This is a genomic window from Billgrantia antri (genome assembly GCF_017868935.1).
GTDB lineage: Bacteria > Pseudomonadota > Gammaproteobacteria > Pseudomonadales > Halomonadaceae > Halomonas > Halomonas antri.
The window spans coordinates 4,080,963-4,105,680 of the sequence record NZ_CP053383.1 but is presented as its reverse complement, the minus strand read 5'-3'; the positions used below and the strand labels follow the sequence as shown (position 1 = coordinate 4,105,680).

The following is a 24,718-nucleotide window of genomic DNA, read 5'->3' as shown; positions in this document are numbered from 1 at the left end:
ATGAAGTGCTCCCCCGCCGGCCCCGGGCCGGTGGGTAGGGGAGCCTCATGACCCAAGACAAGAGCAACGAGGAGTTGGAGCCATGACCGCACAGCTTGATCGTCTCGAGAAGCGTGTTCGCGGCGCCGTCGTCGACGACCCCGAGAACGGCATCTTCCGCTGCCACCGCAGCATGTTCACCGACCCGGCCTTCTTCGAGCTGGAGATGAAGCACATCTTCGAAGGCAACTGGTTGTTCCTGGCCCACGAGAGCCAGATCGCCGAGCCGGGCGACTACATGACCGTCACCATGGGCCGCCAGCCGGTGATCATCACCCGCGACAAGCAGGGCGAGCTGCACGCGCTGATCAACGCCTGCGCCCACCGCGGTGCCACCCTGTGCCGTAAGAAGCGCGGCAACAAGGGCACCTTCACCTGCCCGTTCCACGGCTGGTCGTTCAAGAACGACGGCAAGCTGCTCAAGGCCAAGAACGAGAAGACTGGCGCCTATCCCGAGAGCTTCAAGCAGGAGGGCTCCCACGATCTCAAGCGCGTGGCGCGCTTCGAGAACTATCGCGGCTTCCTATTCGGCAGCTTGAGCGCCGACGTCGCCCCGCTCACCGAGTACCTCGGCGAGACCACCAAGATCATCGACAACATCGTCGACCAGGCGCCGGAGGGCATCGAGATCCTGCGTGGCACCTCCTCCTACACCTTCAACGGCAACTGGAAGCTGGGCGCAGAGAACGGCGCCGACGGCTACCACGTCAGCACCGTGCACTGGAACTACGCCTCGACCATGGAGCGGCGCAACTACGACGCCGGGGGCACCAAGGCGGTGGACGCCAACGGCTGGTCGAAGAGCATGGGCGGCTTCTACTCCTACGAGAACGGCCACATGATGCTGTGGACGCGCCTGCTCAACCCCGAGGTGCGCCCGGTCTACTCCCAGCGCGAGCGCATCGAGCAGGAGCTCGGCGAGGCGCGTGCCGACTCCATCGTCAACCAGACCCGCAATCTCTGCCTCTACCCCAACGTCTACCTGATGGACCAGTTCTCCACCCAGATCCGTGTGATCCGGCCGATCGCCGTGGACAAGAGCGAGGTCACCATCTACTGCTTCGCGCCCAAGGGCGAGTCGGCCGAGAACCGCGCCCTGCGCATCCGTCAGTACGAGGATTTCTTCAACGTCAGTGGCATGGGCACGCCGGATGACCTGGAGGAGTTCCGCGCCTGCCAGAACGGCTACGCCGGCCTCGACGCCGAGTGGAACGATCTCTCCCGCGGTGCCAAGCAGTGGATCGAGGGCGCCGACGACAACGCCCGTGCCATCGACATGAAGCCGCTGCTCAGCGGTGCCTCACCCGAGGACGAAGGGCTCTACGTGCTGCACCACAAGCACTGGGTCGAGGAGATGCTGCGCGCCATCGACAAGGAACGCAGCCAGTTCATCGCCACCGCGTCCGCTGAAACAAGCGCATCCTGAGGAGGGCACCATGAGCATCGATTTTCTGGCCATCCAGGCCTTCGTTCATCGCGAAGCCCGCCTGCTCGACGACCGCGAGTGGGACGAGTGGCTGACCTGCTACAGCAAGGACGTGGTCTTCTGGATGCCGGCGTGGGATGACGACGACCGGCTGACCGAGGACCCCCAGAGCGAGATCTCGCTGATCTACTACCCCAACCGCGAGGGTCTCGAGGACCGCGTCTACCGCATCAAGACCGAGCGCTCCGGGGCGACCAGCATCCCCGAGCCGCGCACCACCCACCAGGTCACCAACCTGGAGCTGCTCTCGCAGCAGGGCGACACGGTCGAGCTGCGCTTCAACTGGCACACCCTGAGCCACCGCTACCAGCAGACCAGCGCCTATTTCGGCACCTCGTTCTATACCCTGGACGTGTCCGGCGACGCGCCGCTGATCACCTACAAGAAGGTGGTGCTGAACAACGACTACATCCACCAGGTCATCGACATCTACCACATCTGAGCGACCGCGGTGGGAGGAGACGAGCATGAGCTACACCATAGCCCTCAACTTCGAAGACGGCGTGACCCGCTTCATCAGCTGCAAGGACGGTGAAACGGTGCTCGACGCCGCCTATCGTCACAAGGTCAACCTGCCGATGGATTGCTCCGACGGCGTCTGCGGTACCTGCAAGGGCACCTGCGAGCAGGGCGCCTTCGACCTGGGCGACGAGTACATCGACGAGGCGCTGTCCGACGAGGAGGCCGCCGAAGGCAAGGTGCTGACCTGCCAGATGGTGCCGTCGTCGGACTGCGTGGTGCAGGTACCGGTGGCCTCGACCCTGTGCAAGACCGGGGTCGGCGAGTTCCCCGGCCGGGTCGCCGAGGTTTCGCGCCTCTCCGAGGACAGCTTCGAGCTGGTCGTCGACCTTGACGAAGGCGAGGGGCTGACCTTCCTGCCGGGGCAGTACGTCAACATCCAGGTGCCGGGCAGCGACGAGACCCGCTCCTACTCGTTCAGCTCGCTGCCCGGCGAGCGGCGCGCGACCTTCCTCATCCGCAACGTGCCGAATGGTCTGATGAGCGGCTACCTGACCGGGGCGGCCAAACCCGAGGATGACCTGACCCTGACCGGGCCGATGGGCAGCTTCTATCTGCGCGAGGTCGAGCGCCCCGTGCTGATGCTGGCCGGCGGCACCGGGCTGGCACCGTTCCTCTCCATGCTGCGCCAGCTGCAGGCGCGCGGCTGCGACCAGCCGGTGCGACTGCTCTACGGGGTGAACGTCGATGACCACCTGGTCAAGCTCGACGAGCTCGACGCCTTCGTCGAGGCGCTGCCCGACTTCGCCTACACCACGGTGGTGGCCGATGCGGCCAGCGAGCACCCGCGCAAGGGCTACGTGACCCACCACATGGCCCCCGAGCTGCTGCACGACGGCGAGGTCGACGTCTACCTGTGCGGGCCGCCGCCGATGGTGGATGCGGTGCTCGCTCACTTCCGCGAGCAGGGCATCTCGCCGGCCAGCTTCCACTACGAGAAGTTCACCCCGAGCCTGGCGCCGGAAGAGGCGAAGAAGGAGGCGGTGGCATGAGCATGCGCTTTGCCGAGCAGGTCATGGTGATCACCGGCGCCGCCCAGGGCATCGGCCGGCGCGTCGCCGAGCGCGCCGGCGCCGAGGGCGCCCGGCTGGCGCTGGTGGATCGCGCCGAGCTCATCCACGAGGTGGTGGCCGGGCTGTGCGATCAGGGCGTCGAGGCCATCGCGCTGCAGGCCGACCTGGAGACATGGCAGGGGGCGGAGGAGGCGATGCGCAGGACCGTCGAGCACTACGGTCGCCTCGACATCCTGATCAACAACGTGGGGGGCGCGATCAATTTCAAGCCCTTCACCGAGTTCACCGAGGCCCAGATCTCGGCCGAGATTACCCGTTCGCTGATGCCGACGCTGTGGTGCTGCCGTGCGGCCTTGCCCACCCTGGTGGAGCAGGGCGGCGGTGTCATCGTCAACGTGTCGTCGGCGGCGACGCGCGGCATCCATCGAATTCCCTACTCGGCGGCCAAGGGTGGCGTCAACGCCCTGACCGCCTCCCTGGCCTTCGAATATGCCGAGCACGGCATACGCGTGGTGGCCACCGCCCCCGGCGGCACCGAGGCGCCGCCGCGGCGGATCTCGCGCGGTACTCCCGAGCCGCGCAACGAGCAGGAGCAGGCCTGGTTCCAGGCCCACATCGACCAGACCAAGAACAGCTGTCTGATGGGGCGCTACGGCACCCTGGATGAGATGGCGGCACCGGTCCTGTTCCTGGCTTCGCGTGAGGCCAGCTATATCACCGGGACGGTGGTTCCGGTGGCAGGAGGCGATAGCGGCTGATCGACCCAAGCAACACGTCCCCTATTAGCGCCAATACTTCAAACACAAAAAATACCCCTGGAGCACAACGTGAGACATATCGAGAAGGGCGCCGGCCTTGCCACGGCGCCACGCGACTTCATCCGTGACCTCAACGCCGACAACCTGAGTGCCGGTGTGGTGGCCGGGATCTTTGGCCTCAGCGCCGGCGTCATCCATATCAGCGCCGGTACCGCGGCGGGGCTCCCCCAGGAGTTCACCCTGCTGTGGGTGATCAGCTACCTGATGATCAACGGTCTGTTCGGACTGTTCCTGCCGGCCTACTACCGGTTGCCGCTGCCGATGGCCAACTCGATCCCCGGGGCGCTGCTGTTCGCTGCCATCATTCCCATCGTCGGCCTCAACGAGGCGCTGGGCGCCACGCTGATCGCGGGGGCCATTGCGCTGGTGGTGGGCCTGGCAGGGTGGATGAGCCTGGTCATGCGCTTGATTCCGATGCCCATCGTGATGGGCATGGTGGCGGGCATACTGCTCAAGTTCGGCACCAACATGGTAATGCCGCTGCAGAATGCCTTGGTGCCGGCGACGATCATGATCCTCTCCTTCTTCTTCGCCGCACGCTACCTGCGCCGGGTGCCGCCGCTGGTGGTCACGCTGCTGGTAGGCGTCGGCTACATGGCGCTTTCCGGTGCCGATTTCTCGAGCGTCACGTTCACCTTCAAGCTGCCCGAGTTCATCATGCCGGCCTTTACCCTGGAGGCCTTCCTGGCCTACGGCTTGCCGCTGGCGCTGATTCTCGTCGGCATGGAGACTCCCGCCGGGGTGGGGCTGGTCAAGGGCATGGGCTACAAGAGCGCGCCGGCCAATGCCATCACCGCGCTGGGCGGCTTCGGCACCATGGTCTCGGCCTTCTTCAATCTGCACAGCACCTGCATCGCCGCGCCGATGACCGGGATCTGCTCGGGGCCGGAAGCCGGCAGCCACGACAAGCGCTGGGTGGCGGCGGTGATCGTCGGCATCATCTTCGTCACGGCGGCGCCCTTCTACGGCTTCGTGTTCAGCCTGATCGAGGCGATGCCGAGCTACTTCATTGCCATCATCGCCGGTCTGGCGCTGCTGCGGGTGATCAGCTCGGCCATGCACATGACCTTCTCCGGCAAGCATGAAGTGGGCGCGATGTTCTCCTTCCTGATCGCCGTCTCGGGGATCCAGATCTTCGGCATCGGCTCCTCCTTCTGGGCACTGGTGCTGGGGGCGGGCCTCTCCATGCTGGTGGAGTTCCGCGACTTCGACTTCTCCCGCGAGGCTCGCAGCTCGCGCGGGGAGGCCGCCGCAGCTCGCTGACCCGCTACGCACGATCCTCCTTGGCCTGAGACCGCTCGCTGGCTCAGGCCTTTTTTGCTGCTGACTGACAATCGCCAAGGCCATTGACCATGTCGCTACTCAAGGACGCTTCCCTCCCCGCCGTCACCGCCGGTTTCGTCGCGGTGCTGATCTCCTACGCCGGCCCGCTGGCGATCTTCTTCCAGGCCGCCCAGAGCGCGGAGATCTCCCCCCAGATGATGAGTTCCTGGGTGTGGGCAATCTCCATCGGTGCCGCGGTCTCGGGCATCGGCCTGAGCCTGTGGCTCAGGGTGCCGGTGGTCACCGCCTGGTCGGCGCCGGGCACGGCGCTGCTGGTCACGCTGTTTCCCGAGCTGTCGCTGAACGAGGCCGTGGGTGCCTACCTCACCGCGGCGCTGATCGTCTTCGCGGTCGGCGTGAGCGGCTCGTTCGACCGTATCGTCGCGCTGATCCCGCCCGGTATCGCCGCGGCTATGATGGCCGGCATCCTGTTCCAGTTCGGCGTCGGCGTGTTCACAGCCATGGAGGGCGCGCCGGCCCTGGCGCTGGGCATGCTCACTGCCTACCTGTTGTTCAAGCGGCTCTTCCCGCGTTATTTCCTGGTGCTGCTGCTGATGGTGGGGATCGTACTGGCGGTGGGGCTCGAAGGGGCCAGCCTGGCTGGGGTCTCGTGGCAGCTGGCCACGCCGCAGGTGATCCGTCCCGAGTGGACCCTGCATGCCACGCTGAGCCTGGCATTGCCGCTGGCGCTGGTCAGCCTCACCGGCCAGTTCCTGCCGGGCATGGCGATCCTGCGTGGCGCCGGCTACCACACCCAGGCCCGTCCGATTCTCACCGTTACCGGGCTGGTATCGCTGCCAATGGCGCTGTTCGGCGGCATCACCACGGTGGTGGCGGCCATTACCGCGGCACTGTGCACCGGCAAGGCGGCGCATCCCGACCCCGGCAAGCGCTACACGGCCGGCGTGGCCAACGGCGTCTTCTACCTGCTCGGGGCGCTGTTCTCGGGCAGCATCGTACTGCTGTTCACCTCGCTGCCGGTGACCTTCGTCGCCCTGTTGGCGGGGCTGGCGCTGATCGGCGCCATTACCAGCAACCTCAGCGCGGCGGCCGCCGAGAAGCAGCATCTCGAGGCCTCGATCATCACCTTCCTGGTCACCGCCTCGGGCATGAGCCTGCTGGGGCTGGGTTCGGCCTTCTGGGGCGTGGTGATCGGCTGCGCGGCCTATCTGATCCTGCATCGGCCCTTCGCGCTGTTGCGCGGCGCCTCCGCGGCCGTCGACAAGCCGTGATTGCCCCGCTTGGAAAATTCGGCCAATGTCGAGGCATGACCGCCGGCTATCGGCCTGACACCTCAGCATGTGCGTGGCGCCTATGCTTGACCAAGCTGCTGCCGAGTATTCGGCGTGGAACCCCGGTCTCGAGGCCGACTTGCCCAGGCGCTACCGGCCCCTGGAGACCATACATCGCACGGCCAATGTCTCTTCCGACCTGGCCGAGATCCCCGAACTGAGAGCGCTCACCGGGCTCGAGGAGGAGGAGCTGGTGGCGTTTCGCGCCGAGCGCCTGATGCTGCATGAGCTGATCGTGCGGGTGACCGCCGACATCCTGGTGCACGAGGGCGAACAGGAAGAGGTGTTGGGGCACAACTTCCGCCGCATCGTGCTCAAGATCCTGGCCGACTACCTCTCTCCCCATCTGCCGGCATTCCAGCAGGCATTCGACCGGCTTCGCGAGTCGATACGGGGCAGGGCGGGGGAGATCCTGGCGGCGGCCTTCGCGGTCGAACCGGAGGCGGGCGACCCTGAGCCCGTCTCCTTGCTGGCGCGTTGGCTGGGTAAGCGTTCCGCTCCGCGTCCTCAGGACCGCCGCTCGTTGGAGGAGCGCCACCAAGATGCCATCCAGGACATCAAGCAGCGCGGGCTGGCTGCCCGGGACGAACTGGAGCAGGCCGTCTACAAGAGCGCCTACCGGGTGCTGAGCTCGATTGCTGCGGTCCAGGGGCATATCGGGGTGGATCGCGAGGTGCTGACGATGCTGATCGCCCGCCACGCCTGCAACGACTACGGCAGCCGCCTGATCGGCAACCTGCTGGCGCCGTACGTCGAGCGGGCCATCGAGCAGGAAGGCTACGATAGGGTTCCTCTTGCCGACGAGCCGATCCTGATCAGCTTCAAGGGGGCCTCGGCGGCAGGCAAGAGTTCCTTGCGCCATCTGCTGAGACATACGCTGCAGGATCTGGGCATGCCACCGGATCGGTACGGCACCATCACCCCCGATATCTGGCGTCGTCTGCTGCTCGACTACGAGGCGTTGGGGGAAGCCTACAAGTATGCCGGTCGCCTGGCGGGCAAGGAGGTCAAGCTGATCGACGCCAAGCTGGACCGCTACATCCGCGACAAGGCGCAGCGGGACGGCACCATTCCCCATCTGCTGATCGACCGCTTTCGCTTCGACAGCTTCTCTTCCGACACGGTCCCCCGCCTGCTGGACGGTACCTACGCCAAGTACGTTTCCACCATGCACATGTACTTCGTCATCACCCCGCCGGAGGCTACCGTAGAGCGGGGTTGGCAGCGCGGGCTGGAGCGCGGGCGCTACAAGGCGGTGTCGGACTTCCTGGGCCACTGCGTGGAGGCCTACGACGGCATGCCCAGGGTGTTCTTCAAGTGGCTGGCCAGTCCGCAACCGCGCTTCAAGTACGTGTTCCTCGACAACAGCGTGCCCAGGCATACCCCGCCCGAGGTCGTCGCCCACGGCACCCGTGAGGTGCTCCACATCCTGGAGCCGCTGGGTCTGGTCGACATCGAACGCTACAAGAAGATCAACACGGCGGCGACGTGCCCGGAGGAGGTCTATCCCGGCGGCGACGTGCTCGCGGTGGCCAACAACTGCACCTTCCTCAGGCAGTGCCTCGCCAAGGTGCCGGAGGTCCGCTTCGTCGACGCCACGAGCGGCAAGACTTACCTGCGTGCCAGCTCGGGGCGCTTCGCGGTAGCGGATGTAGCGCTATTGCATGCCAAGCGGCAGGACGCGGAGCACGCGTCGCTGTTGGCCGCGTTGGGGGTGCCGGACTAGCGGGGGAGGCTACTCGGGCGCATCGAAGCTCTCGACGAGCGCGATCAGGTTGCCGAGTGCCGGCAAGTCGTTGTCCGGCCGCCAGGCGAACCACAAAGGCATGTTGCAGGCCTCAAGCTCCGGCAGGCTCAGGAAACGAATGCCCGGCATGGGGTGACAGCTGCTGGCCGCCGGCAAGATGGCGATGCCCAGACCCGCGGCCACCATGCTCAGGATGGCGATGTTGTCGGCGCCGTACTGCACGACTCGAGGATGAAAGTCGAGGCGCTGGAAATGGGCCTGGACGCGGTCGAAATAGACCGGCGAGGCGCTTCGAAAGCCCCAGACGAAGTCGGCATCGGCCAGCTCGGTGAGGGTCGCTGGCGGCTCGCATGCCCAGGGCGAGGCTTCAGGCACGGCGAGGATCAGGTGGTCGTGCTGCAACAGGCGGGTCTCGAGCCCCGGCTGGCCACTGTCGTCGAGATAGAGAATGCCGGCATCGAGACTGCCTTCCCGCAGCCGGTCTAGCTGCGGCCCCGAGAGTAGTGGAAACACCTCGAAGGCGACCTGGGGGTAGCGATCGCGATAACGCCCCATCAGTCTGGCCACTTCTGGCACCCATAGGTGGGTCACGGTTACACCCAGGCTGACCTTGCCGATCACCCCCCGTCCAAGCGCCGAGAGGCGTGCCTTGAGTCGGATACTCCGGTCGAGCAGTTCCTGCGCCTCCTCGTAGAGCGCCTGGCCGGCTACCGTCAAGCGCATGCCCCGGACATGGCGGTCGAACAGTCGCGTCTCGAGATCCTCCTCCAGCAGTCGGATCTGACGGGTGAGGGCGGGCTGGGCGACATGCACCCGGCGACTCGCCGCCGAGATCGAGCCTTCTTCCACCACGGCGACAAAATAATGGAGCTGACGGAATTCCATGGGGGCTCCAGTGGCTATACCAAAACGGTATGGTTAAGATTCATTATCGATATTTTTTCTATCGCTTGGCCTGGGTCATAGTCAAGGTACAACCCATAACAAGACTCGCTGCGGCGAGCTGGACAACCCATGACCAAGACCTATCACCTGCTGACGGGGCTGCACTTTGCCCTGTGCACCCTGGCCATGATCTGGCCCGGTGCCCTGATCGCCAACCGTATCGAACCCACCGTGTTGGGGCTTCCCTTCCTGTTCTTCTGGTACACCCTGTGGATGCTGGTGCTGTTCGCCGGCATGTGGGTGGCCTTCGTGATCCGCCACGGAGGTGACCGCCATGACTGATTCCGTGATCGTCGTCGGTATCACCTTGGCCTACCTTGTCATGGTGCTGTGGGTGGGGCTGCGCGCCCGCGGTCAGGCAAGTTCCAGCCTGGAAGGCTACGTGGCCGGCGGACGCCACGTTGGCGTGGTGATCCTGTTCTTCATTCTCGGTGCCGAGATCTTTTCTGCCTTCGCTTTCCTGGGCACCCCGGGCTGGGCCTACCAGCACGGTGCGCCGGCCTTCTACATCCTGGCCTACCTGTCGCTGGTACCTATCACCATATGGGCCCTGGGACCGCGGGTGGCCAAGCTGGGTCGCGAGCGCGGCTACCTGACCCAAGGCGACATGATCGCCGACCACTACCGCAGCAAGCCGCTGGGCATGCTGGCCGGGATCATCGGCGTAGTGGCCTTGGTGCCGTACCTGACCATCCAGATCGCCGGCGCCGGTCTGCTGTTCCAGGCTGCCACCGATGGCCTGATCCCCTTCTGGCTGGGCGGCCTGCTGGCCTTCGTGGTGGTGGCCGCCTATGTATACTGCAGCGGCCTGAGCGGCATCGGCTGGACCAACCTGATACAGGGCATCATGATGATCGCCATCGCCTGGTTCCTGGGGCTGGCCATCTCCGAGCGCCTCTACGGTGGCGTGGCGGAGATGTTCGCCCAGCTCCAGCAGTCGGCGCCGGAATACCTGACGATGCCCGGGGCCACCGGCATGAACTGGGGCTACTTCAGCACCGCGGTGCTGGTCAGCGCCTTCGGCGGCGCCATGTGGCCACACCTGTTCATGAAGTTCTACTCCGCCGACAGCGGCAAGACCCTGCGCAAGGTCAGCGTCTTCTACCCCCTGTATGCCTACCTGCTGGTGCCGCTGCTGTTCATCGGCTTCGCCGGCATCCTGGCCTTCGCCGAGGCGCCGCTGGAACGCGCCGACACCGTGCTGCTGCGCATGGTCATGGACGTGGCCAACTTCTCCCCCTGGGTGATTGGCCTGATGCTCTCCGGCGCCCTGGCAGCGGCCATGTCCACCGGCGCCAACCTGGCGCACACCGCGGCCATCGTGCTGGTGCGTGACGTGATGGGGCCCACCGTGCTGAAGGGAGCCAGCGAGACGAGCACGGTGAAAGTGACACGCTGGAGCGTGCTGGGCCTGTCGATGACGGCCTACGGCATTGCCCTGCTCAACCCTGGCTCGCTGGTGATGATTCTGCTGACCGCCTACGGACTGATTGTCCAGCTCTTCCCGATGGTGATCGGGGCACTATTCCTGCCGCAGCTGCGTCGCGCCAGCGTCATGGCCGGCGCCCTGGCCGGCAGCCTTGCCTACCTACTGATGGAGTTTGCCTGGGGCTCGCCGTTGGGCTGGCATGCCGGCGTGTGGGCCATGCTGCTCAACGTGGGGGTAGTGGCGGTGTGGCAAGGGCTCGATCGCGCCTCGCGCAATGGCCAGCCATTGTCCAGCACACCCAGTCACTAACCGCCTCGGAGGCCATGATGACGATGTTATCCCCTGCTCGAGATCTCAAGAGTGCCGTGCGCGCCCAGGTGGAGGTCGGCTTCGAGGAGTTCCAGTCGCTCTATCGACTGCTGCATCAGTACCCCGAACTGCCTTTCCAGGAACACCGAACCGGTGAGCGACTCGCCGCCGCCCTGGAAGGCCTGGGATACGAGGTGACCCGCGGCGTGGGCGGCACCGGCGTGGTGGCCCTGCTGCGCAACGGCGAGGGCCCCACCGTGATGCTGCGTGGCGACATGGATGCGCTGCCCATCCGGGAGGAGACTGGACTCGAGTTCGCCAGCCGGGAAACCGCCACCACGGAAGGGGGCGGTGCCGTCCCGCTGATGCACGCCTGCGGCCATGACCTGCACAGCAGCTGCCTGGTGGGTGCCGCCGGCGTGATGGCGGCACTCAGGGAGCACTGGCGCGGCACCCTGATGCTGGTTTGTCAGCCTGCCGAGGAGATCTTCGGCGGTGCCAGGGCCATGCTAGACGATGGCCTCTACGAGCGTTTCGCCCGCCCAGACGTAATCCTGGGCCAGCACAACATGCCGGCGTTGGCGGGTACCGTCGGGCATATCGCCGGTAGCGCCATGGCGGCGTGCACCAACCTGGCGGTGACCCTGCACGGTGCCGGCGGCCACGGCTCCATGCCCGCCCAGACGGTGGATCCGGTGGTAATCGCCGCCCATGTGGTGACCCGCCTGCAGACCATCGTTGCCCGCGAGGTGCCGCCGGAGGAAACCGTGGTGGTCACCGTCGGCAAGCTGCATGCTGGCACCCAGGCCAACATCATTCCCCACTCCGCGGAGTTGGAGATCAACATTCGCAGCTTCGATGACGCCCTGCACCGCCAAGTGGTGGCGTCCATCGAGCGCATCATCCGCGCCGAGTGCGAGGCCGGGCGCTCGCCGAAGCCGCCGACGTTCCGCGTACTCAACGAGACCATTGCCCTGCACAACGACCCGACGGCGGTTACCCATGTGCGCCAGGCCCATGCGCAACACTTCGGCGAGGGGAGCCTTTATGCGATGCCACGTCTGAACGGCAGCGAGGACTTCCCGCTCTTCGGCAATGCCGACGCCGGTGGATTTGGCGGCGGCGACATCCCTTACGTTTACTGGTTTATCGGCGCCACACCGCTGGAGCGCTGGGACGAGGTTCCGGGCAAGAGCGTATCGGAGAAGATGCGCCACCTGGAGATGCCGCATTCGCCTTACTATTTTCCGGGTAACGATGTGACCCTATGCACCGGTATCGAGGCGATGGCGGTGGGGGCCCTGGCCTACCTGGCCGACTGAGGCGTCACTTTCAACAGGCGAACATCATGAGACGCCATGGGCCCGCACTCGGCGGGCCCATGGCGTCTGGCTGGGTGATGACTCCCAGTCTCGTCATAGCACCCCCTTGGCCTTGGCGGTATGCGTGGCGATGGCATCCATCAGCGGCGGCGAGAGGCAATCATAGGGCGGCAGGCCGAGCTCCTGCAGCCGTGAGCGCACGTTGCCCATGTTCTCCGGGTCGGCGCCGGACTCGATGATCGACGAGACGAAGGCGGCGAACTCGGGGCCGGCCCAGCCCTCGTCGTAGGACAGCTCGGTGTGGATGAAGTCGAGCCCGTGGAAGGGATGCCCGGTGTTCTCGATACGGCCGTACATGTGCACGCCGCATCCCTTGCAGGCATGGCGCTGGATGGCGGCGGCGGGGTCGACCACCTCGAGCTTCTCCTCATGGGCAGTGACCTTGAGCTTGTCGCGGGGCACCACGGCCACCATCGAGAACAGCGCCCCTTCGGGCTTCCAGCACTTGGTGCAGCCGCAGACGTGGTTATGGGCGCACTGGGCGTCGATCGTCACCTCGACCTGATCGCTGGCGCAGTGACAGTGGAGCTTGCCGCCGGTGAAACTGTCGCTGCCGCGCTTGACGCCGTCATCGACGGCGGGATGGATGTGAACGCTGTGGTGGCTCATGGTGGATCGACTCCCCTGTGTCGTCGTTGTCGAGGGGTTCGCCGCTGGCGGCGGCGTACGGGGTGCGCTCGTTGCCGAGGCGGTGCTCGCCCTGCTGCCGGACGCGGCCTTCGGTGGGGCGGGTTTGCCGCCGAACCAGCGCTGAATCATGTCCATCAGACTCATGAGTGCCTCCTTGCCCTTGGGCATTGTTATGGTTGGCACGGCTTCGGACCTGTATCGCTTTTCTTCTTTCTTCTGGCGCTTTGGCGCGGCCCCGGGCGCCTGTCATGGGTGCGGCTTCGGGCACCTTGTCATGGATGCAGCTTCGGGGACCTGTTCTGGGCGCGGCCCCGGGCGCCTATCAATAGTGCAGCACCGTCCGAATGCTCTTGCCCGCGTGCAGCAGCTCGAACGCCTCGTTGATCTGCTCGAACGGCATGTCGTGGGTGATGAACTCGTCGATCTTGATCTCGCCGTCCATGTAGCGCTGCACGTAGCCGGGCAGCTCGCTGCGCCCCTTCACCCCGCCGAATGCCGAGCCGCGCCACACCCGGCCCGTGACCAGTTGGAACGGCCGCGTCGAGATCTCCTCGCCGGCCCCGGCCACGCCGATGATCACCGACTCGCCCCAGCCCTTGTGGCAGCACTCCAGCGCCGAGCGCATCACGTTGACGTTGCCGATGCACTCGAAGGAGTAGTCGACCCCGCCGTCGGTCAGGTCGACGATCACCTGCTGGATCGGATCCGAGTATTCCTTGGGATTGACGAAGTCGGTGGCGCCGAACTGCTTGGCCAGCGCGAACTTGTCCGGGTTGACGTCGATGGCGATGATGCGGCTGGCCTTGGCCATCTGCGCGCCCTGGATCACCGCCAGGCCGATGGCGCCGAGGCCGAACACGGCCACGGTGGAGCCCGGCTCGACCTTGGCCGTGTTGAGCACCGCGCCGATACCGGTGGTCACGCCGCAGCCGAGCAGGCAGATCTTGTCCAGCGGCGCCTCCTTGGACACCTTGGCCAGCGACACCTCGGGCAGCACGGTGTACTCGCTGAAGGTGGAGCAGCCCATGTAGTGGTGCAGCATCTTGCCGTCGAGCGAGAAGCGCGAGGTGCCGTCGGGCATCAGCCCCTGGCCCTGGGTGGCGCGCACCGCCTGGCACAGGTTGGTCTTGCCCGAGCGGCAGAACTTGCACTTGCCACACTCGGCGGTGTAGAGCGGGATGACATGATCGCCGGGCTCGAGGCTGGTGACGCCTTCGCCCACCGCCTCGACGATGCCGGCCCCTTCGTGGCCCAGCACCGAGGGGAACAGGCCCTCGGGGTCGGCTCCGGAAAGCGTGAAGGCGTCGGTGTGGCAGACGCTGGTCGCGGCGATGCGCACCAGCACCTCCCCGGCCTTGGGATCCTCGACGTCGATCTCGGTGAGTTCGAGCGGCTGGCCCGCAGCCATGGCGACGGCGGCGCGTGATTTCATGGCGGGTCTCCCAGGTTGTTGTCGTAGGGCCGCGTGAGGCCGTGTCAAGGGGCGACGCTGATGATCAGTCTAGGTGAGGCGGGGCAAACGGATTGTGACGCAGCGACACAACTGAGTTGCCTATTGGCAACATTCGCTAGAGAGGAGGGCGAGGAAAAAGCGGCGGGCTTCAGCGCGGCTGGTGCAGCCACCAGCGCTGTGACAGACGGCCCGCGGCGAGATCCTTTGCCAGCTCGAGCAGCGAGTCGGCATGCAGTGTGGCCAGCGCCTGCGACTCGGCCTCCCAGGGCAGCGGCTGCCAGGGCAGAGGAGGAGGACTCAGGGAGGCCTGGCGACGCAGCGCTTGCCACAGCTGGTCGATGGCCTCGGCCTGGGTCTCGGGGGAGCCGGCATGGGCGAGCAGGCCACGCTTGCGACGCTCCATCTCCGCTGCGGTGAGGTGCGTCAGCGCTTCGCCCTGCTGAGCCAGGAAGTCGCCAATGGCCTGGCGCAGCTCGCCAGCCTCGGTGTGAGGGGATTGCACCACGTAGCCCAGGCGGGGCACGCCAGACGCTTCACGATAGCGCACCACCGCCACGTAGCCCAGGCCGCGTCGCTGGCGCATCTCTTGCTGGAAGGCGGCGTCGTGGCACTGGGCCAGCAGGCGCAGCAGCCAGCGGCTGCGCGGCGAGTCATCGGGGCCGGCGACTTCCAGCATCGCGACGTGGTCGTCGCCCTGGGGCGGCAACCAGAGGGTATCGTTGCCGTCGTCGTTGGCCTCGTGACAGGTTTCGCCGGTCTGGTGGGTAGAGCAGCGTTCGGCGAGGCTGTCCAGCATTGTCTGGGCCGCCTCACCGAGTGCATCGCTGCTTACCCAGCCCAGCATCGGCAAAGCCCCGGCTCGCCCGACCCCGAGCGTCGAGGTTTCGAGCCGAGCCAGCAGACGCTGGGCCAGCAGCCCCGCCGGCGGGTCAGATGGGCATGGGAGGGGCAGCGGTGGCCAGCATGCCAACGCCAACTCCGCCAGGGAGCCGAGTCGCTTGGCCGCTCCGCTGGCGATCAGCCAGTCGCCGCGGGCGTCACCGCCACAGACAAGCTGCAGCCCCTGGGCGAGGGCAGACTGGCGCAATGGCAGCAGGTTCTGCCGCCACTGGAAAAGACGTGCACTCTGCGTTGAGGCCGGGGCGGGCCAGCCCAGGCAGAGGCTGGCCGCCGGGGGGGCGGTCAGCCGTAGCGGCTCACCGTGCCAGAGCGTAACGCGTTCATCCCGGTACAGCAGGCGTGGCGTCGGGTCCTCAGCGCTCGCTTGGGGCCGGTGCTCGGCGAGAACAGGGGGAGCCCGCCAGGGCAGCGGCACCCGCTCCGTCGGCAGTGGCTGGGGGCGCCAGCGGGTCCCGGTCTCGCCCAGCGTCTTCCAAAGCCCGCTGGCAGCGGGGGCATGCCAGAGCAGCCGGCACTGCTCGGGGGCCAGCCAGGGCAAGAGGGCGGCTTCCGCCAAGGCTTCGCCGCATGGTGCATGCTCCGCCGAGCCGGCCAGCTGCCTGGCGTGGCGCCGGGGCCAGGCGTCGAGATCCGCCACCGGTACGGGTGGGGCGGACAGCGCTGCGACGCTGGCCCGTTCGAGTGCCGAGCAGCAGGTAGCCAGTATTGCCTGCACCGTCTCCTCGTCCGGCGCTGGCGCCAGGCTCAGAGCCAGCGCCGCTCCCAGGCCAACGGGGTCGAGAGTCACCTCGAGCCGGTCGAGCTCGATGGCGGCCTGCAGGGTAGCCGCGAGGCGCCCATCGGCAAGCCGGGCCGCCACGGCCATGAGCCAGTCGCCATGGGCAATGGCCTGCTCGTCGGGCAGGGGCCAGAAGAGTTCGAGCGAAGAGGCGCCGGTTTGGGGCATGGGCGGGTGCCATGCCACGCCGCCGGGCTGAGCCCAGCGCCAGGCCCGCCGCGGCGGCACGTCGCCAGCCGGCAGCGCCATGCCATGGCGCATGAGCAGCTCGAGCTGTGCCTCGAGCGGCAGAGGGCCCAGCGACACCAGGGCCATGCGCCCGGCTCGGTAATGATGGCCATGGAAGTCGGCGAGTCGTGCGGCTAGATGGGAGCCCTCGTTGCCCAGGGTGGCGCGGTTGCCGGCATGGCAGTGCCGGGCGGGATGCCCTTCGCGGCAGAGCCGGCCGAGTGCCATCAGCCGATGCAGCGCCGGGTCGGCCAGCCGGGCATGGAACTCCGCCTCGAGGACCTCCACCTCGCGGGCGACGAGGCCGGGGTCGAAGCGGGGTCGTGCCAGCATGTCCACCAGCCGGACCAGGCCCTCGTCGGTAGCGGCGGGAGGCAGCTGCAGGTGCACCTCGGTCGTGGTTTCGTCGGTGCGAGCGTTGTAGCGTCCGCCCCGCTGGCCGACCCAGCCGGCCAGCTCGCCTGCCCCGGGAAAGTCCGCCGAGCCCAGGAACAGGACATGCTCGAGCAGATGGGCCAGCCCGCGGCAGTCGTCGGGTTCGTCCAGGTAGCCCACGCCTGCGGCGCCGACCAGACGCTGCCAGCGAGCGTTGGGCACTTCGGCGGCGGAAACGGTCAGGCCGTTGGCCAGGAGGGCTTCACGCAGCCGGCTGCCCGGCGGTAGCCCCGCGCGCCGGGCAAGCTCGTCGTCGGAAACTGCGGATGCGTGGTTCATGTACGGCAGAATACCCGCGATTCGTGCACGTTGCGCAGGGTCAGCGCTTTCATTGGCGCGGCGGCGGCACCGGCCTCGCGGCGGGCGGCCTCGACCAGGTGGTGGTCCGGCGACAGCGAGCAGACCGGGTCGGTGGCGGTGGCGTCGCCGGTGAGCAGGTAGGCCTGGCAGCGGCAGCCGCCGACGTCCTGGTGGCGCTCGTCGCAGCTGCGGCAGGGTTCGCGCATCCAGCCGTCGCCGCGGTAACGATTGAACGCCTCGCTGTCGTACCAGATCTCCCGGAGGCCCCGGTCGCGCACGTTGGGAAAACTCATCGGCAGCATGCGCGCGCTATGGCAGGGCAGCACCGCACCGTCGGGCGCCACGGTCATGAAGATCGCGCCCCAGCCGCCCATGCACGCCTTGGGCCGCTCGGCGTAGTAGTCGGGCACCACGAACAGCAAGCGCATGTCGCGGCCACGTTCGGCGAGACGCTCGCGCCAGCGTGCGGTGGTGGCCTCGGCCGTTTCGAGCTGCTCGCGGCTGGGCAGCAAGCCCTCGCGGTTGAGGTGGGCCCAGCCGTACATCTGGCAGTTGGCCAGCTCCACCGCGTCGGCGCCCAGCTCGTCGCACAGGGCGATGATCTCGTCGAGGCGGTCGATGTTGTGGCGGTGCAGCACCACGTTGAGCACCATGGGATAGCCGGCCGCCTTGACCGATCGGGCCATGGCCAATTTCTTGGCATGGGCCTTGGGCGAGCCGGCCACCGCCGCGGCGACGTCGGGATCGGAGGCCTGCAGGCTGATCTGGATATGGTCGAGCCCGGCCGCGTGGAGCGCCTCGATGCGCGCCTCGTCGAGCCCCAGCCCGGAGGTGATCAAATTGGTATAGAAGCCCAGGCGGCGCGCCTCGGCCACCAGCGTCTCGAGGTCGCGCCGCACCAGCGGCTCGCCGCCGGAAAAGCCCATCTGCACGGCGCCCATGGCGCGGGCCTGGGTCAGGACATCGATCCACTCCTCGGTGGAGAGCTCCTCCTTCACCGCGGCGAAGTCGAGCGGATTGGAGCAGTAGGCGCACTGCAGCGGGCAGCGGTAGGTCAGCTCGGCGAGCAGCCACAGCGGGGCGCCGGTAGCGCCGTTGACGGCAGTGGTGTGGGTACGGTCAGTCATGCTGGATCCACCCTTGTCGTGCGGCGTCGAGCAGGAATTCATGCACGTCCCGTTCGATCTCCGCGGCGGGGGCATCGGCAAACCGGGCCTGCAGGTTCGCCACTACGTCTGTCACGTCGCGCTGGCCGTCGAGCTGGCCGAGGATGGCCCCGGCACTGTCGTTGAGCTGCACCATGCCCTCGGGGTAGAGCAGCACGTGGCGGCCCTGGGCTTCCTCCCACTGCAGGCGCCAGCCCGGGCGCAGGCGATAGACGCTGGTTGACTCGATCATAGCCATCAAAGCCCCCGGTGGTAAACGCGCTGGTCGGTGATGCTGTGGTAGGGCGGGCGCTCGAGCTGGTAGGCCAGGGTCATGGCGTCGAGCATGCTCCACAATACGTCGAGCTTGAACTGCAGGATCTCCAGGGCGCGCTGCTGGGCGGCGGCGGTAGTGCATACCGCCAATGCCACCTCGAGGCCATGGTCGACGTCGCGCCGCGCTTCCTTCAGGCGCTTGCGGAAGTAGCCGTAGCCGGCCTCGTCGATCCAGGGATAGTGGGTCGGCCAGGTGTCGAGCCGGCTCCTGTGCGCCTGGGGGGCGAACAGTTCGGTCAACGAGGAAATCGCCGCCTCCTGCCAGCTCGCCCGACGCACGAAGTTGACATAGGCGTCGACGGCGAAGCGCACGCCGGGCAGCACGTGCTCCTGGGCCCACAGTTCGTCGCGGGTCAGCCCCACCGCCTCGCCGAGGGTCAGCCACGCCTCGATGCCGCCCCCGTCGTCGTCATGGCCGTCGTGGTCGAGCAGGCGCTGGATCCAGCGGCGGCGCGTGGCGGCATCGGGGCAGTTGGCCAGCAGCGCGGCATCCTTCTGCGGAATCATTACCTGATAATAGAAGCGGTTGGCCACCCAGCCGCGGATCTGCTCCGGCGTGGCGCGCCCCTCGGCCATGTCGATCTGATAGGGATGATGGATATGGTAGTAGTCACCCTTGGCCAGCAGGGCTTCGCGAAAGGCCTGCGGAGACAGGGCCGGTGCGTCGGCCTCGGCCATGGAGGCAGCAAAAGGCGATGCGATGGAACTCATGAGGCGCTTCCTTCCCTTGCATGGCGTAGTGATGGCTATTGTTGTGACGTCAACCGCGGTAGTCGGGTTCAGATCTCCAGGCGCATGCCGTCGAAGGCGACCTCGATGCCGGCGTCACTCAGCGTGGCTCGCTCGGGCGAGCGCTCATCGAGGATCGGGTTGGTATTGTTGATGTGGATCAGCACCCGGCGGGTGGCGCGCGGCAGAGCCTCCAGCTCCTCCAGCAACCCACCTCTGCCCGCCAGTGCCAGGTGGCCCATATCGGTGCCGGTTGCCTTGCCCATGCCGGCGCGGATCAGCTCGTCGTCATGCCACAGGGTGCCATCGACGAGCACGCAGTCCGCCTGGCTCAAAAAACCACGTACTCGTTCGTCGAGCCGGCCGAGTCCCGGCGCATAGAACAGCCGCGTGCCGCGTTTGCGGTCCTCGATCAGCAGGCCGATGTTATCGCCCGGGGTGGGTGCGCCGCGACGCGGCGAATAGGGCGGTGCGTTGCTGGTCAGCGCCACGGCGGTGAAGGTCAGGCCGGGACAGGCCGGGACCTCGAACTCGGCTTCGTGGTGGGCTTCATCGATGGCGATTGGACGCCAGTGCAAGCCGCCCCAGTGCTCCAGCATGGTAAACAGAGGGAAGCCGCTGCTCAGGTCCTGATGCACATTGGGCGTGCACCAGACATCGAAGGGACATCCCTCGCGCAGCGACAGCAGGCCGGTGGCGTGATCGATCTGGGCATCTACCAGCAGCACGCCGACGATGCCGCTGTCGCGCGGGATCCGTCGCGGGTGAAGTTCGGGGTTGGCGGCCAACTGGGTGCGGATGTCGGGCGAGGCGTTGCACAACAGCCAGCGCTCGCCGTCGCTGCTGATGGCGATCGACGACTGCGTGCGAGGGGTTGCCTCGATGCTGCCCTCACGTAGGCTGCGGCACAGCGAGCAGTTGCAGTTCCACTGAGGAAAGCCGCCGCCTGCTGCAGCGCCCAGTACCAGTACATGCATGCGAGGCTCCGTACGAACATGGATAAAAACGGCTGACGCCCAGGAAGAGCGTCAGCCGGTCAATGCTGCCCAAGAAAGGATCAGCGGTTGGATATGTATAGCGTCACTTCGAAGCCGAGACGCAGGTCGGTATACGCAGGCTTGGTCCACATAGGAGGCCCTCCACATTGGGTGGATTTCGTTGCATGCACTCAACCAGTAAAGCAGCGAACGGCGTGACTGCCTTTCGACCTAAGTCGCATGCCTCAAAAGCAAGCACGAGCGTAACGCGTTGAAACGCCGCCGTGATGCGGCTCGATGAAGTATTTGAAAAGATTGTTGCCAAGGGGCAATAGACTTTTGACCTTAAAGCGATGCCTAAATCATGCCTTCCGACCTGTGGCTAGGAAAAGTTGTGCTAGACCTTCTCAATGTCAATAGCTGAAACACAACGATACAAGATGTGCCGTTTCCCCAGGCACACCTTCAGTGAGACGGAGACAACGCCATGCTTAGGGAGACAGGTTACGCGGTCATGGCCATTGGGTTGATGGCCACAACGGCGGCTCATGCCAATCAAAATCAACTCGAGCTTCAACAAAATCCGGAATACTGGGCGACCCAGCTGGGTAACTACCAGGGTAACCGCTTCAGCGAGCTGGACCAGATCAATCGCGATAATGTGGATGAGCTGCGCGCTGTGTGGCAGTTCTCCACCGGCGTACTGCGTGGTCACGAAGGCGGCCCCCTCTATGTCGGTGATGGTCGTCTGTACATTCACACTCCCTTCCCCAACAAGGTTTTTGCCCTCGACCTGGAAGACGAGGGTCGCGTGGTCTGGAGCTACGAGCCGGACCAGGACTCCCGTGTCATACCGGTAATGTGCTGTGACACGGTCAATCGCGGGCTGGCCTACGCCGACGGCCGCCTGTTCCTCGGCCAGGCCGACAATACCCTGATCGCGCTGGATGCAGAAACGGGCGAGCTGCTGTGGGAGGTCAGCAACGGCGACCATACCGTTGGCGAGACCAACACCATGTCGCCGCTGGTGGTTCACGACAAGGTTTTGATCGGTGTCAGCGGCGGCGAGTACGGCATTCGTGGCCACATGACCGCCTACGACGTCGAGACCGGCGAACAGGTGTGGCGCGGTTACTCCACCGGCCCCGACGACGAAGTGCTGATCGATCCCGAGACGACCACCATGCTGGGAGAGCCGATCGGCGAGTCCGATCTCGGCGTCTCTACCTGGCCAGAGGGCGAATGGGAGCGTGGCGGTGGTGCCCCATGGGGCTGGGTCACCTACGACCCCGAGCTCGACCTGGTCTACTACGGCACCGGCAACCCCGGCACCTGGAACCCCGAGCAGCGCACCAAGGACGGCGAGCCCGCCGACAACAAGTGGGCCATCACGGTATTTGCCCGCGATCCCAACGATGGGACGGTCAAGTGGGTCTATCAGAAGGTGCCCTTCGACGAGTGGGACTACGACGGGGTCAACGAGAACCAGCTGATCGACATCGAATACGAGGGCGAGCAGCGCAAGGGCCTGGCGATCATCGACCGTACCGGCTTCGGCTTCCTGCTCGATCGCGAAACCGGTGAGCTGCTGGTGGCCGAAAAGTTCGCCCCCGAGACCAACTGGGCCGACAGCTACGACATGGAGACCGGACGGCCCAACGTCAACGAGCAGTACAGCACCTACCGGCAGGGGGTGGGCGTCAACACCACCGACATCTGCCCCACCGCCATGGGCGCCAAGAACATGCAGCCGACTGCCTACTCGCCGCGCACCGGGCTGATCTATGCCGGCATCAACCGGATCTGCATGAACTACGAGCCCTTCGAAGCCGAGTACGTGGCCGGCCAGCCCTACGTCGGCGCCACCCTGACCATGATGCCGGCACCGACGCAGAACGGCAGCATGGAAGGTCGCATGGGCAGCTTCATCGCCTGGGATCCCGTGGCTGGCGAAACCGTGTGGGAGATCGACGAACGCTTCGCGGTGTGGAGCGGGGCGCTGGCCACGGCCGGTGACCTGGCCTTCTACGGCACGCTGGAAGGGCACGTGAAGGCGGTCGATATCGAAACCGGCGAGGAGCTGTGGCGCTTCAAGACGCCCTCCGGGATCATCGGTAACGTCAACACCTTCATGCACGAAGGCAAGCAGTACGTGGCCGTGCTCTCCGGCGTCGGCGGCTGGGCCGGCATCGGCCTCGCGGCCGGCCTGGAAAATCCCGAGGACGGGCTGGGTGCGGTGAGTGCCTTTTCTGCCCTGGGGGACTACACCAAGCTCGGCGGTGTGCTGACAGTGTTCGCTCTGCCGGATTGAGCCGGTTCATGATCGGGCGGGTATGGCGATGCCGTACCCGCCCATCCTTGTCTTTCCGGTGGCGTCGTCTACGACGCGCCCGAGCTGTAGAAGGAAGTCCTGCATGACGGTACTTGCACGTTTCTGCCGCGGTATGCTCTCCACGCTCGTCACCCTGCTGCCTCTGGGGCTGGGCCAGGTCGGTCTGGCCGACGAGCATCGCATCACCGGCGAGGGCATTGGTGCCTTCGTCGTCGAAGACGGCAAGGTCGATCCCGACACCTATGACGGATACATCGTCTATACCCGCTCCTGCATGGCCTGCCATGGGCCGGATGGCCTGGGCTCCTCTTTCGCGCCCAATCTGATCCGCGCCGTGGAGCGGCGTGGCTGGGAGAATTTCGCCGGCACCATCGCTTCCGGGCGCGAGGTCCAGCCTGGCCAGGTGATGCCTTCCTTTGCCGACGATCCCTACGTCATGGGCAACATACCCAAGATATTCAGCTATCTGCGTGCGCGCGGCGAAGGTGGCCTGGGGCGCGGTCGCCCGAAGATCATCGAGTCGATGCAGGAGCCGGACGCAGAACAAGGCGAGCAGGACGAGGAGAAAGACGAGGCCGCCGAGGAAGCGAGCGCCGAGTAAACGTGGCAGCGTTCGCCATGTCGTTTCCGCCAGCGGAGGATGCATGAGAGCAGCCTGTCGTCAGATAGTACGAGCCGTGACTCTGGCCCTGGGCCTGGTCGTCGCCTGTGGTGCATTTGCCGAACTCCCCGAGCGCCAGGAGCGCGAGGCCCTGCGGGTCTGCGCCGATGGCAACAATCTTCCTTTCAGCAACCAGGCCGGCGAAGGCTTCGAGAACCGTATCGCCGAGCTGATGGCAGAAGACCTGGGCGTGCCGCTGACCTACGTGTGGGCGCCCCAGGTGATGGGGTTCGTACGCAACACCCTGGAGCTGCGTGTCTGCGACGTGATAATCGGTACCGTGGCCGGCTACGATTTCGTACAGAACACCAACGCCTACTATCGTTCGGTCTATGCCCTGGTAGTGCCCGAGGGTTCCGCTCTCGATGCCACCCGTCTAAGCGATCCTGCGTTCTCCGGCAGGCGCATCGGTGTGGTAGCGGAAACCCCGCCAATTGTGCCGCTGCGCCGCAGCGGGGCCCGCATAGAGGGCTATCCGCTGATGGTCGACACCCGGGTGCGTGCGCCGGTGCGTGACGCCATCGAGGACGTGGCCGCCGGCAACACGGAGGGGGCCGTGCTGTGGGGGCCATTGGCCGGTTATTACGCGGCACGCCAGGAACCCCCGCTGAAAGTCGTACCGCTAGTGAATGATGACACCGGGGCTCAGCTCGATTACCGCATCACCATGGGAGTGCGCCACGGCGAGCCCCACTGGAAGGACTGGATCAACGACTTCATCGACCGTCGCCAGGAGGAGATCGACGCGATCCTGGCCGATTACGACGTGCCGCTGCTTGACCGGCACGGCCAACTACTGGGAACGAGCGAGGGAGGCGACTCATGAGCCGAGCGAGCCGACTTCCTGGGCGCATGCTCTTGCTGGGATTGTTGACGGGGCTGACGCTGGCCGGCGTGGCCCAGGTCGAGGCCCAGCGCGCCGCAGCGGGGCCGCCTGACTGGCCCTGCGTGCAACGCCTGATCCCCGAACTGGCCTGGGGCACCATCTGGACAGGGCCACCGCTGGACGAGCTGAAACAGGCCTGGTGGGAGGACGAGGAGGTCGGTCGGGTGGTGCGCTTCGCCACCTCGCGTACGACCCCCAAGGAGCAGGCGCTGGAGCGGGTGAGAGCGTTCGTCGAGTCGGTGGACGAGGAAGACGCCGAGCAACGGCTGACCCTGCTCTTTTCCGGCTTGTTCGAGCTCACCGACCGCGAACGCAAGCGCACCATCGAGAGAATTCGCCAAGCCTCTCGCGCCCAATTGACACGCCTGGAGACGATTTCCGCCATGGTCGATGAGCTGGAGGAACGGCGCGCCGACGACGAGGCAACGAACGAGGCCGAGATCGAGCGGCTCTCCGAGGCGCTGTTCTGGGAGCAGCGTACCTTCCAGCATCGCCAGCAGACGCTGCCGGCCATGTGCGACCAGCCCTACCTGTTGGAAGAGGAGCTGGCACGTATGGTACGGGTCATCATGGCGCGCATGCCGTGAGCTGGCTGTAGTGAAAGAGCCATAACGACAACAGCGGTG

At 66.2% G+C, this 24,718-nt stretch carries 23 protein-coding genes; 14 read left to right on the top strand and 9 right to left on the bottom strand.

The genetic code is table 11. From position 1 onward, the window contains the following. The first annotated feature begins 82 nt into the window (after nt 1-82). From HNO53_RS19085 to HNO53_RS19055, 7 genes are all read left to right on the top strand, one after another. Entirely contained in the window at nt 83-1,465 is a 1,383-nt protein-coding gene (locus tag HNO53_RS19085; RefSeq protein WP_209474328.1) for a Rieske 2Fe-2S domain-containing protein, read from the top strand. Nucleotides 1,466-1,475: 10 nt separating this feature from the next. Next, nucleotides 1,476-1,967 (top strand): benzoate 1,2-dioxygenase small subunit, encoded by a 492-nt coding sequence (gene benB / locus HNO53_RS19080; RefSeq protein WP_209474326.1) that lies wholly within the window; start codon nt 1,476-1,478, stop codon nt 1,965-1,967. Nucleotides 1,968-1,992: 25 nt separating this feature from the next. Beyond that, nucleotides 1,993-3,036: a benzoate 1,2-dioxygenase electron transfer component BenC gene (gene benC, locus HNO53_RS19075; RefSeq protein WP_209474324.1), complete on the top strand. Its 1,044-nt coding sequence runs from the start codon at nt 1,993-1,995 to the stop codon at nt 3,034-3,036. Further along, entirely contained in the window at nt 3,033-3,815 is a 783-nt protein-coding gene (benD, locus tag HNO53_RS19070; protein ID WP_209474322.1) for a benzoate diol dehydrogenase BenD, read from the top strand. The genes benC and benD overlap by 4 nt, the downstream gene beginning before the upstream one ends. A gap of 69 nt (nt 3,816-3,884) precedes the next feature. Continuing rightward, nucleotides 3,885-5,138, top strand: coding sequence for a benzoate/H(+) symporter BenE family transporter (locus tag HNO53_RS19065; protein WP_209474320.1), 1,254 nt, complete (start codon nt 3,885-3,887; stop codon nt 5,136-5,138). 89 nt (nt 5,139-5,227) lie between these two features. Then, nucleotides 5,228-6,430, top strand: coding sequence for a benzoate/H(+) symporter BenE family transporter (locus HNO53_RS19060; RefSeq protein WP_209474318.1), 1,203 nt, complete (start codon nt 5,228-5,230; stop codon nt 6,428-6,430). A gap of 82 nt (nt 6,431-6,512) precedes the next feature. After that, the gene (locus tag HNO53_RS19055; protein WP_209474316.1) at nt 6,513-8,216 is read left to right on the top strand and encodes a DEAD/DEAH box helicase family protein; all 1,704 of its coding nucleotides are present in this window, start codon (nt 6,513-6,515) and stop codon (nt 8,214-8,216) included. A gap of 9 nt (nt 8,217-8,225) precedes the next feature. Here the strand turns inward: HNO53_RS19055 and HNO53_RS19050 are convergent, their stop codons facing one another. Continuing rightward, nucleotides 8,226-9,122: a LysR family transcriptional regulator gene (locus HNO53_RS19050; RefSeq protein WP_209474314.1), complete on the bottom strand. Its 897-nt coding sequence runs from the start codon at nt 9,120-9,122 to the stop codon at nt 8,226-8,228. A gap of 129 nt (nt 9,123-9,251) precedes the next feature. Between HNO53_RS19050 and HNO53_RS19045 the strand changes: the two genes are divergently transcribed. From HNO53_RS19045 to HNO53_RS19035, 3 genes are read left to right on the top strand one after another with little or no spacing between them, the layout of a single operon-like run. Then, on the top strand, nt 9,252-9,464 hold the full coding sequence (locus HNO53_RS19045) for a hypothetical protein (RefSeq protein ID WP_209474312.1): 213 nt from the start codon (nt 9,252-9,254) through the stop codon (nt 9,462-9,464). Then, entirely contained in the window at nt 9,457-10,920 is a 1,464-nt protein-coding gene (locus HNO53_RS19040; protein ID WP_209474310.1) for a sodium:solute symporter family protein, read from the top strand. Before HNO53_RS19045 ends, HNO53_RS19040 begins: the two co-directional genes overlap by 8 nt. Before the next feature lie 17 nt (nt 10,921-10,937). Next, nucleotides 10,938-12,242: an amidohydrolase gene (locus HNO53_RS19035; RefSeq protein ID WP_242597476.1), complete on the top strand. Its 1,305-nt coding sequence runs from the start codon at nt 10,938-10,940 to the stop codon at nt 12,240-12,242. A 93-nt stretch (nt 12,243-12,335) separates the two neighbouring features. Here the strand turns inward: HNO53_RS19035 and gfa are convergent, their stop codons facing one another. From gfa to pqqA, 8 genes are all read right to left on the bottom strand, one after another. Beyond that, nucleotides 12,336-12,911: an S-(hydroxymethyl)glutathione synthase gene (gene gfa / locus HNO53_RS19030; protein WP_209474306.1), complete on the bottom strand. Its 576-nt coding sequence runs from the start codon at nt 12,909-12,911 to the stop codon at nt 12,336-12,338. A gap of 343 nt (nt 12,912-13,254) precedes the next feature. Then, entirely contained in the window at nt 13,255-14,364 is a 1,110-nt protein-coding gene (locus HNO53_RS19025) for an S-(hydroxymethyl)glutathione dehydrogenase/class III alcohol dehydrogenase (protein WP_209474304.1), read from the bottom strand. A gap of 169 nt (nt 14,365-14,533) precedes the next feature. Further along, nucleotides 14,534-17,005, bottom strand: coding sequence for an insulinase family protein (locus HNO53_RS19020; RefSeq protein ID WP_209474302.1), 2,472 nt, complete (start codon nt 17,003-17,005; stop codon nt 14,534-14,536). After that, nucleotides 17,002-18,153 (bottom strand): pyrroloquinoline quinone biosynthesis protein PqqE, encoded by a 1,152-nt coding sequence (gene pqqE, locus HNO53_RS19015; protein ID WP_209474300.1) that lies wholly within the window; start codon nt 18,151-18,153, stop codon nt 17,002-17,004. Before pqqE ends, HNO53_RS19020 begins: the two co-directional genes overlap by 4 nt. Then, on the bottom strand, nt 18,146-18,424 hold the full coding sequence (gene pqqD, locus HNO53_RS19010) for a pyrroloquinoline quinone biosynthesis peptide chaperone PqqD (RefSeq protein ID WP_420827844.1): 279 nt from the start codon (nt 18,422-18,424) through the stop codon (nt 18,146-18,148). The genes pqqE and pqqD overlap by 8 nt, the downstream gene beginning before the upstream one ends. Nucleotides 18,425-18,429: 5 nt before the next feature. After that, nucleotides 18,430-19,218, bottom strand: coding sequence for a pyrroloquinoline-quinone synthase PqqC (gene pqqC / locus HNO53_RS19005; protein ID WP_242597475.1), 789 nt, complete (start codon nt 19,216-19,218; stop codon nt 18,430-18,432). Between the two features lie 68 nt (nt 19,219-19,286). Beyond that, nucleotides 19,287-20,213, bottom strand: a complete 927-nt coding sequence (gene pqqB / locus HNO53_RS19000; RefSeq protein WP_209474296.1) for a pyrroloquinoline quinone biosynthesis protein PqqB — start codon at nt 20,211-20,213, stop codon at nt 19,287-19,289. 80 nt (nt 20,214-20,293) lie between these two features. Further along, entirely contained in the window at nt 20,294-20,365 is a 72-nt protein-coding gene (gene pqqA, locus HNO53_RS18995) for a pyrroloquinoline quinone precursor peptide PqqA (protein ID WP_081786101.1), read from the bottom strand. 335 nt (nt 20,366-20,700) lie between these two features. Between pqqA and HNO53_RS18990 the strand changes: the two genes are divergently transcribed. From HNO53_RS18990 to HNO53_RS18975, 4 genes are all read left to right on the top strand, one after another. After that, nucleotides 20,701-22,524, top strand: coding sequence for a methanol/ethanol family PQQ-dependent dehydrogenase (locus tag HNO53_RS18990; protein WP_209474294.1), 1,824 nt, complete (start codon nt 20,701-20,703; stop codon nt 22,522-22,524). Nucleotides 22,525-22,627: 103 nt separating this feature from the next. Beyond that, on the top strand, nt 22,628-23,146 hold the full coding sequence (locus HNO53_RS18985) for a c-type cytochrome (RefSeq protein ID WP_209474292.1): 519 nt from the start codon (nt 22,628-22,630) through the stop codon (nt 23,144-23,146). A 43-nt stretch (nt 23,147-23,189) separates the two neighbouring features. Then, entirely contained in the window at nt 23,190-24,032 is an 843-nt protein-coding gene (locus HNO53_RS18980) for a substrate-binding domain-containing protein (RefSeq protein ID WP_209474290.1), read from the top strand. Next, complete coding sequence (locus HNO53_RS18975; protein WP_209474288.1) at nt 24,029-24,679, top strand: hypothetical protein; 651 nt, start codon at nt 24,029-24,031, stop codon at nt 24,677-24,679. Before HNO53_RS18980 ends, HNO53_RS18975 begins: the two co-directional genes overlap by 4 nt. Nucleotides 24,680-24,718 lie beyond the last annotated feature (39 nt).

Excerpts from the sequence above, each read along its gene's own strand:
- HNO53_RS19035 (WP_242597476.1), top strand. The coding sequence starts at position 10,938 with ATGACGATGTTATCCCCTGCTCGAGATCTCAAGAGTGCCGTGCGCGCC.
- gfa (WP_209474306.1), bottom strand. The coding sequence starts at position 12,911 with ATGAGCCACCACAGCGTTCACATCCATCCCGCCGTCGATGACGGCGTC.
- HNO53_RS19085 (WP_209474328.1), top strand. The coding sequence starts at position 83 with ATGACCGCACAGCTTGATCGTCTCGAGAAGCGTGTTCGCGGCGCCGTC.
- HNO53_RS18985 (WP_209474292.1), top strand. The coding sequence starts at position 22,628 with ATGACGGTACTTGCACGTTTCTGCCGCGGTATGCTCTCCACGCTCGTC.
- HNO53_RS19020 (WP_209474302.1), bottom strand. The coding sequence starts at position 17,005 with ATGAACCACGCATCCGCAGTTTCCGACGACGAGCTTGCCCGGCGCGCG.
- benD (WP_209474322.1), top strand. The coding sequence starts at position 3,033 with ATGAGCATGCGCTTTGCCGAGCAGGTCATGGTGATCACCGGCGCCGCC.
- HNO53_RS19055 (WP_209474316.1), top strand. The coding sequence starts at position 6,513 with ATGCTTGACCAAGCTGCTGCCGAGTATTCGGCGTGGAACCCCGGTCTC.
- HNO53_RS19025 (WP_209474304.1), bottom strand. The coding sequence starts at position 14,364 with ATGAAATCACGCGCCGCCGTCGCCATGGCTGCGGGCCAGCCGCTCGAA.
- pqqD (WP_420827844.1), bottom strand. The coding sequence starts at position 18,424 with ATGATCGAGTCAACCAGCGTCTATCGCCTGCGCCCGGGCTGGCGCCTG.
- benC (WP_209474324.1), top strand. The coding sequence starts at position 1,993 with ATGAGCTACACCATAGCCCTCAACTTCGAAGACGGCGTGACCCGCTTC.
- benB (WP_209474326.1), top strand. The coding sequence starts at position 1,476 with ATGAGCATCGATTTTCTGGCCATCCAGGCCTTCGTTCATCGCGAAGCC.
- pqqC (WP_242597475.1), bottom strand. The coding sequence starts at position 19,218 with ATGAGTTCCATCGCATCGCCTTTTGCTGCCTCCATGGCCGAGGCCGAC.
- HNO53_RS18975 (WP_209474288.1), top strand. The coding sequence starts at position 24,029 with ATGAGCCGAGCGAGCCGACTTCCTGGGCGCATGCTCTTGCTGGGATTG.
- HNO53_RS19040 (WP_209474310.1), top strand. The coding sequence starts at position 9,457 with ATGACTGATTCCGTGATCGTCGTCGGTATCACCTTGGCCTACCTTGTC.
- HNO53_RS19060 (WP_209474318.1), top strand. The coding sequence starts at position 5,228 with ATGTCGCTACTCAAGGACGCTTCCCTCCCCGCCGTCACCGCCGGTTTC.
- HNO53_RS19050 (WP_209474314.1), bottom strand. The coding sequence starts at position 9,122 with ATGGAATTCCGTCAGCTCCATTATTTTGTCGCCGTGGTGGAAGAAGGC.
- pqqB (WP_209474296.1), bottom strand. The coding sequence starts at position 20,213 with ATGCATGTACTGGTACTGGGCGCTGCAGCAGGCGGCGGCTTTCCTCAG.
- pqqE (WP_209474300.1), bottom strand. The coding sequence starts at position 18,153 with ATGACTGACCGTACCCACACCACTGCCGTCAACGGCGCTACCGGCGCC.
- HNO53_RS18980 (WP_209474290.1), top strand. The coding sequence starts at position 23,190 with ATGAGAGCAGCCTGTCGTCAGATAGTACGAGCCGTGACTCTGGCCCTG.
- HNO53_RS18990 (WP_209474294.1), top strand. The coding sequence starts at position 20,701 with ATGCTTAGGGAGACAGGTTACGCGGTCATGGCCATTGGGTTGATGGCC.
- HNO53_RS19045 (WP_209474312.1), top strand. The coding sequence starts at position 9,252 with ATGACCAAGACCTATCACCTGCTGACGGGGCTGCACTTTGCCCTGTGC.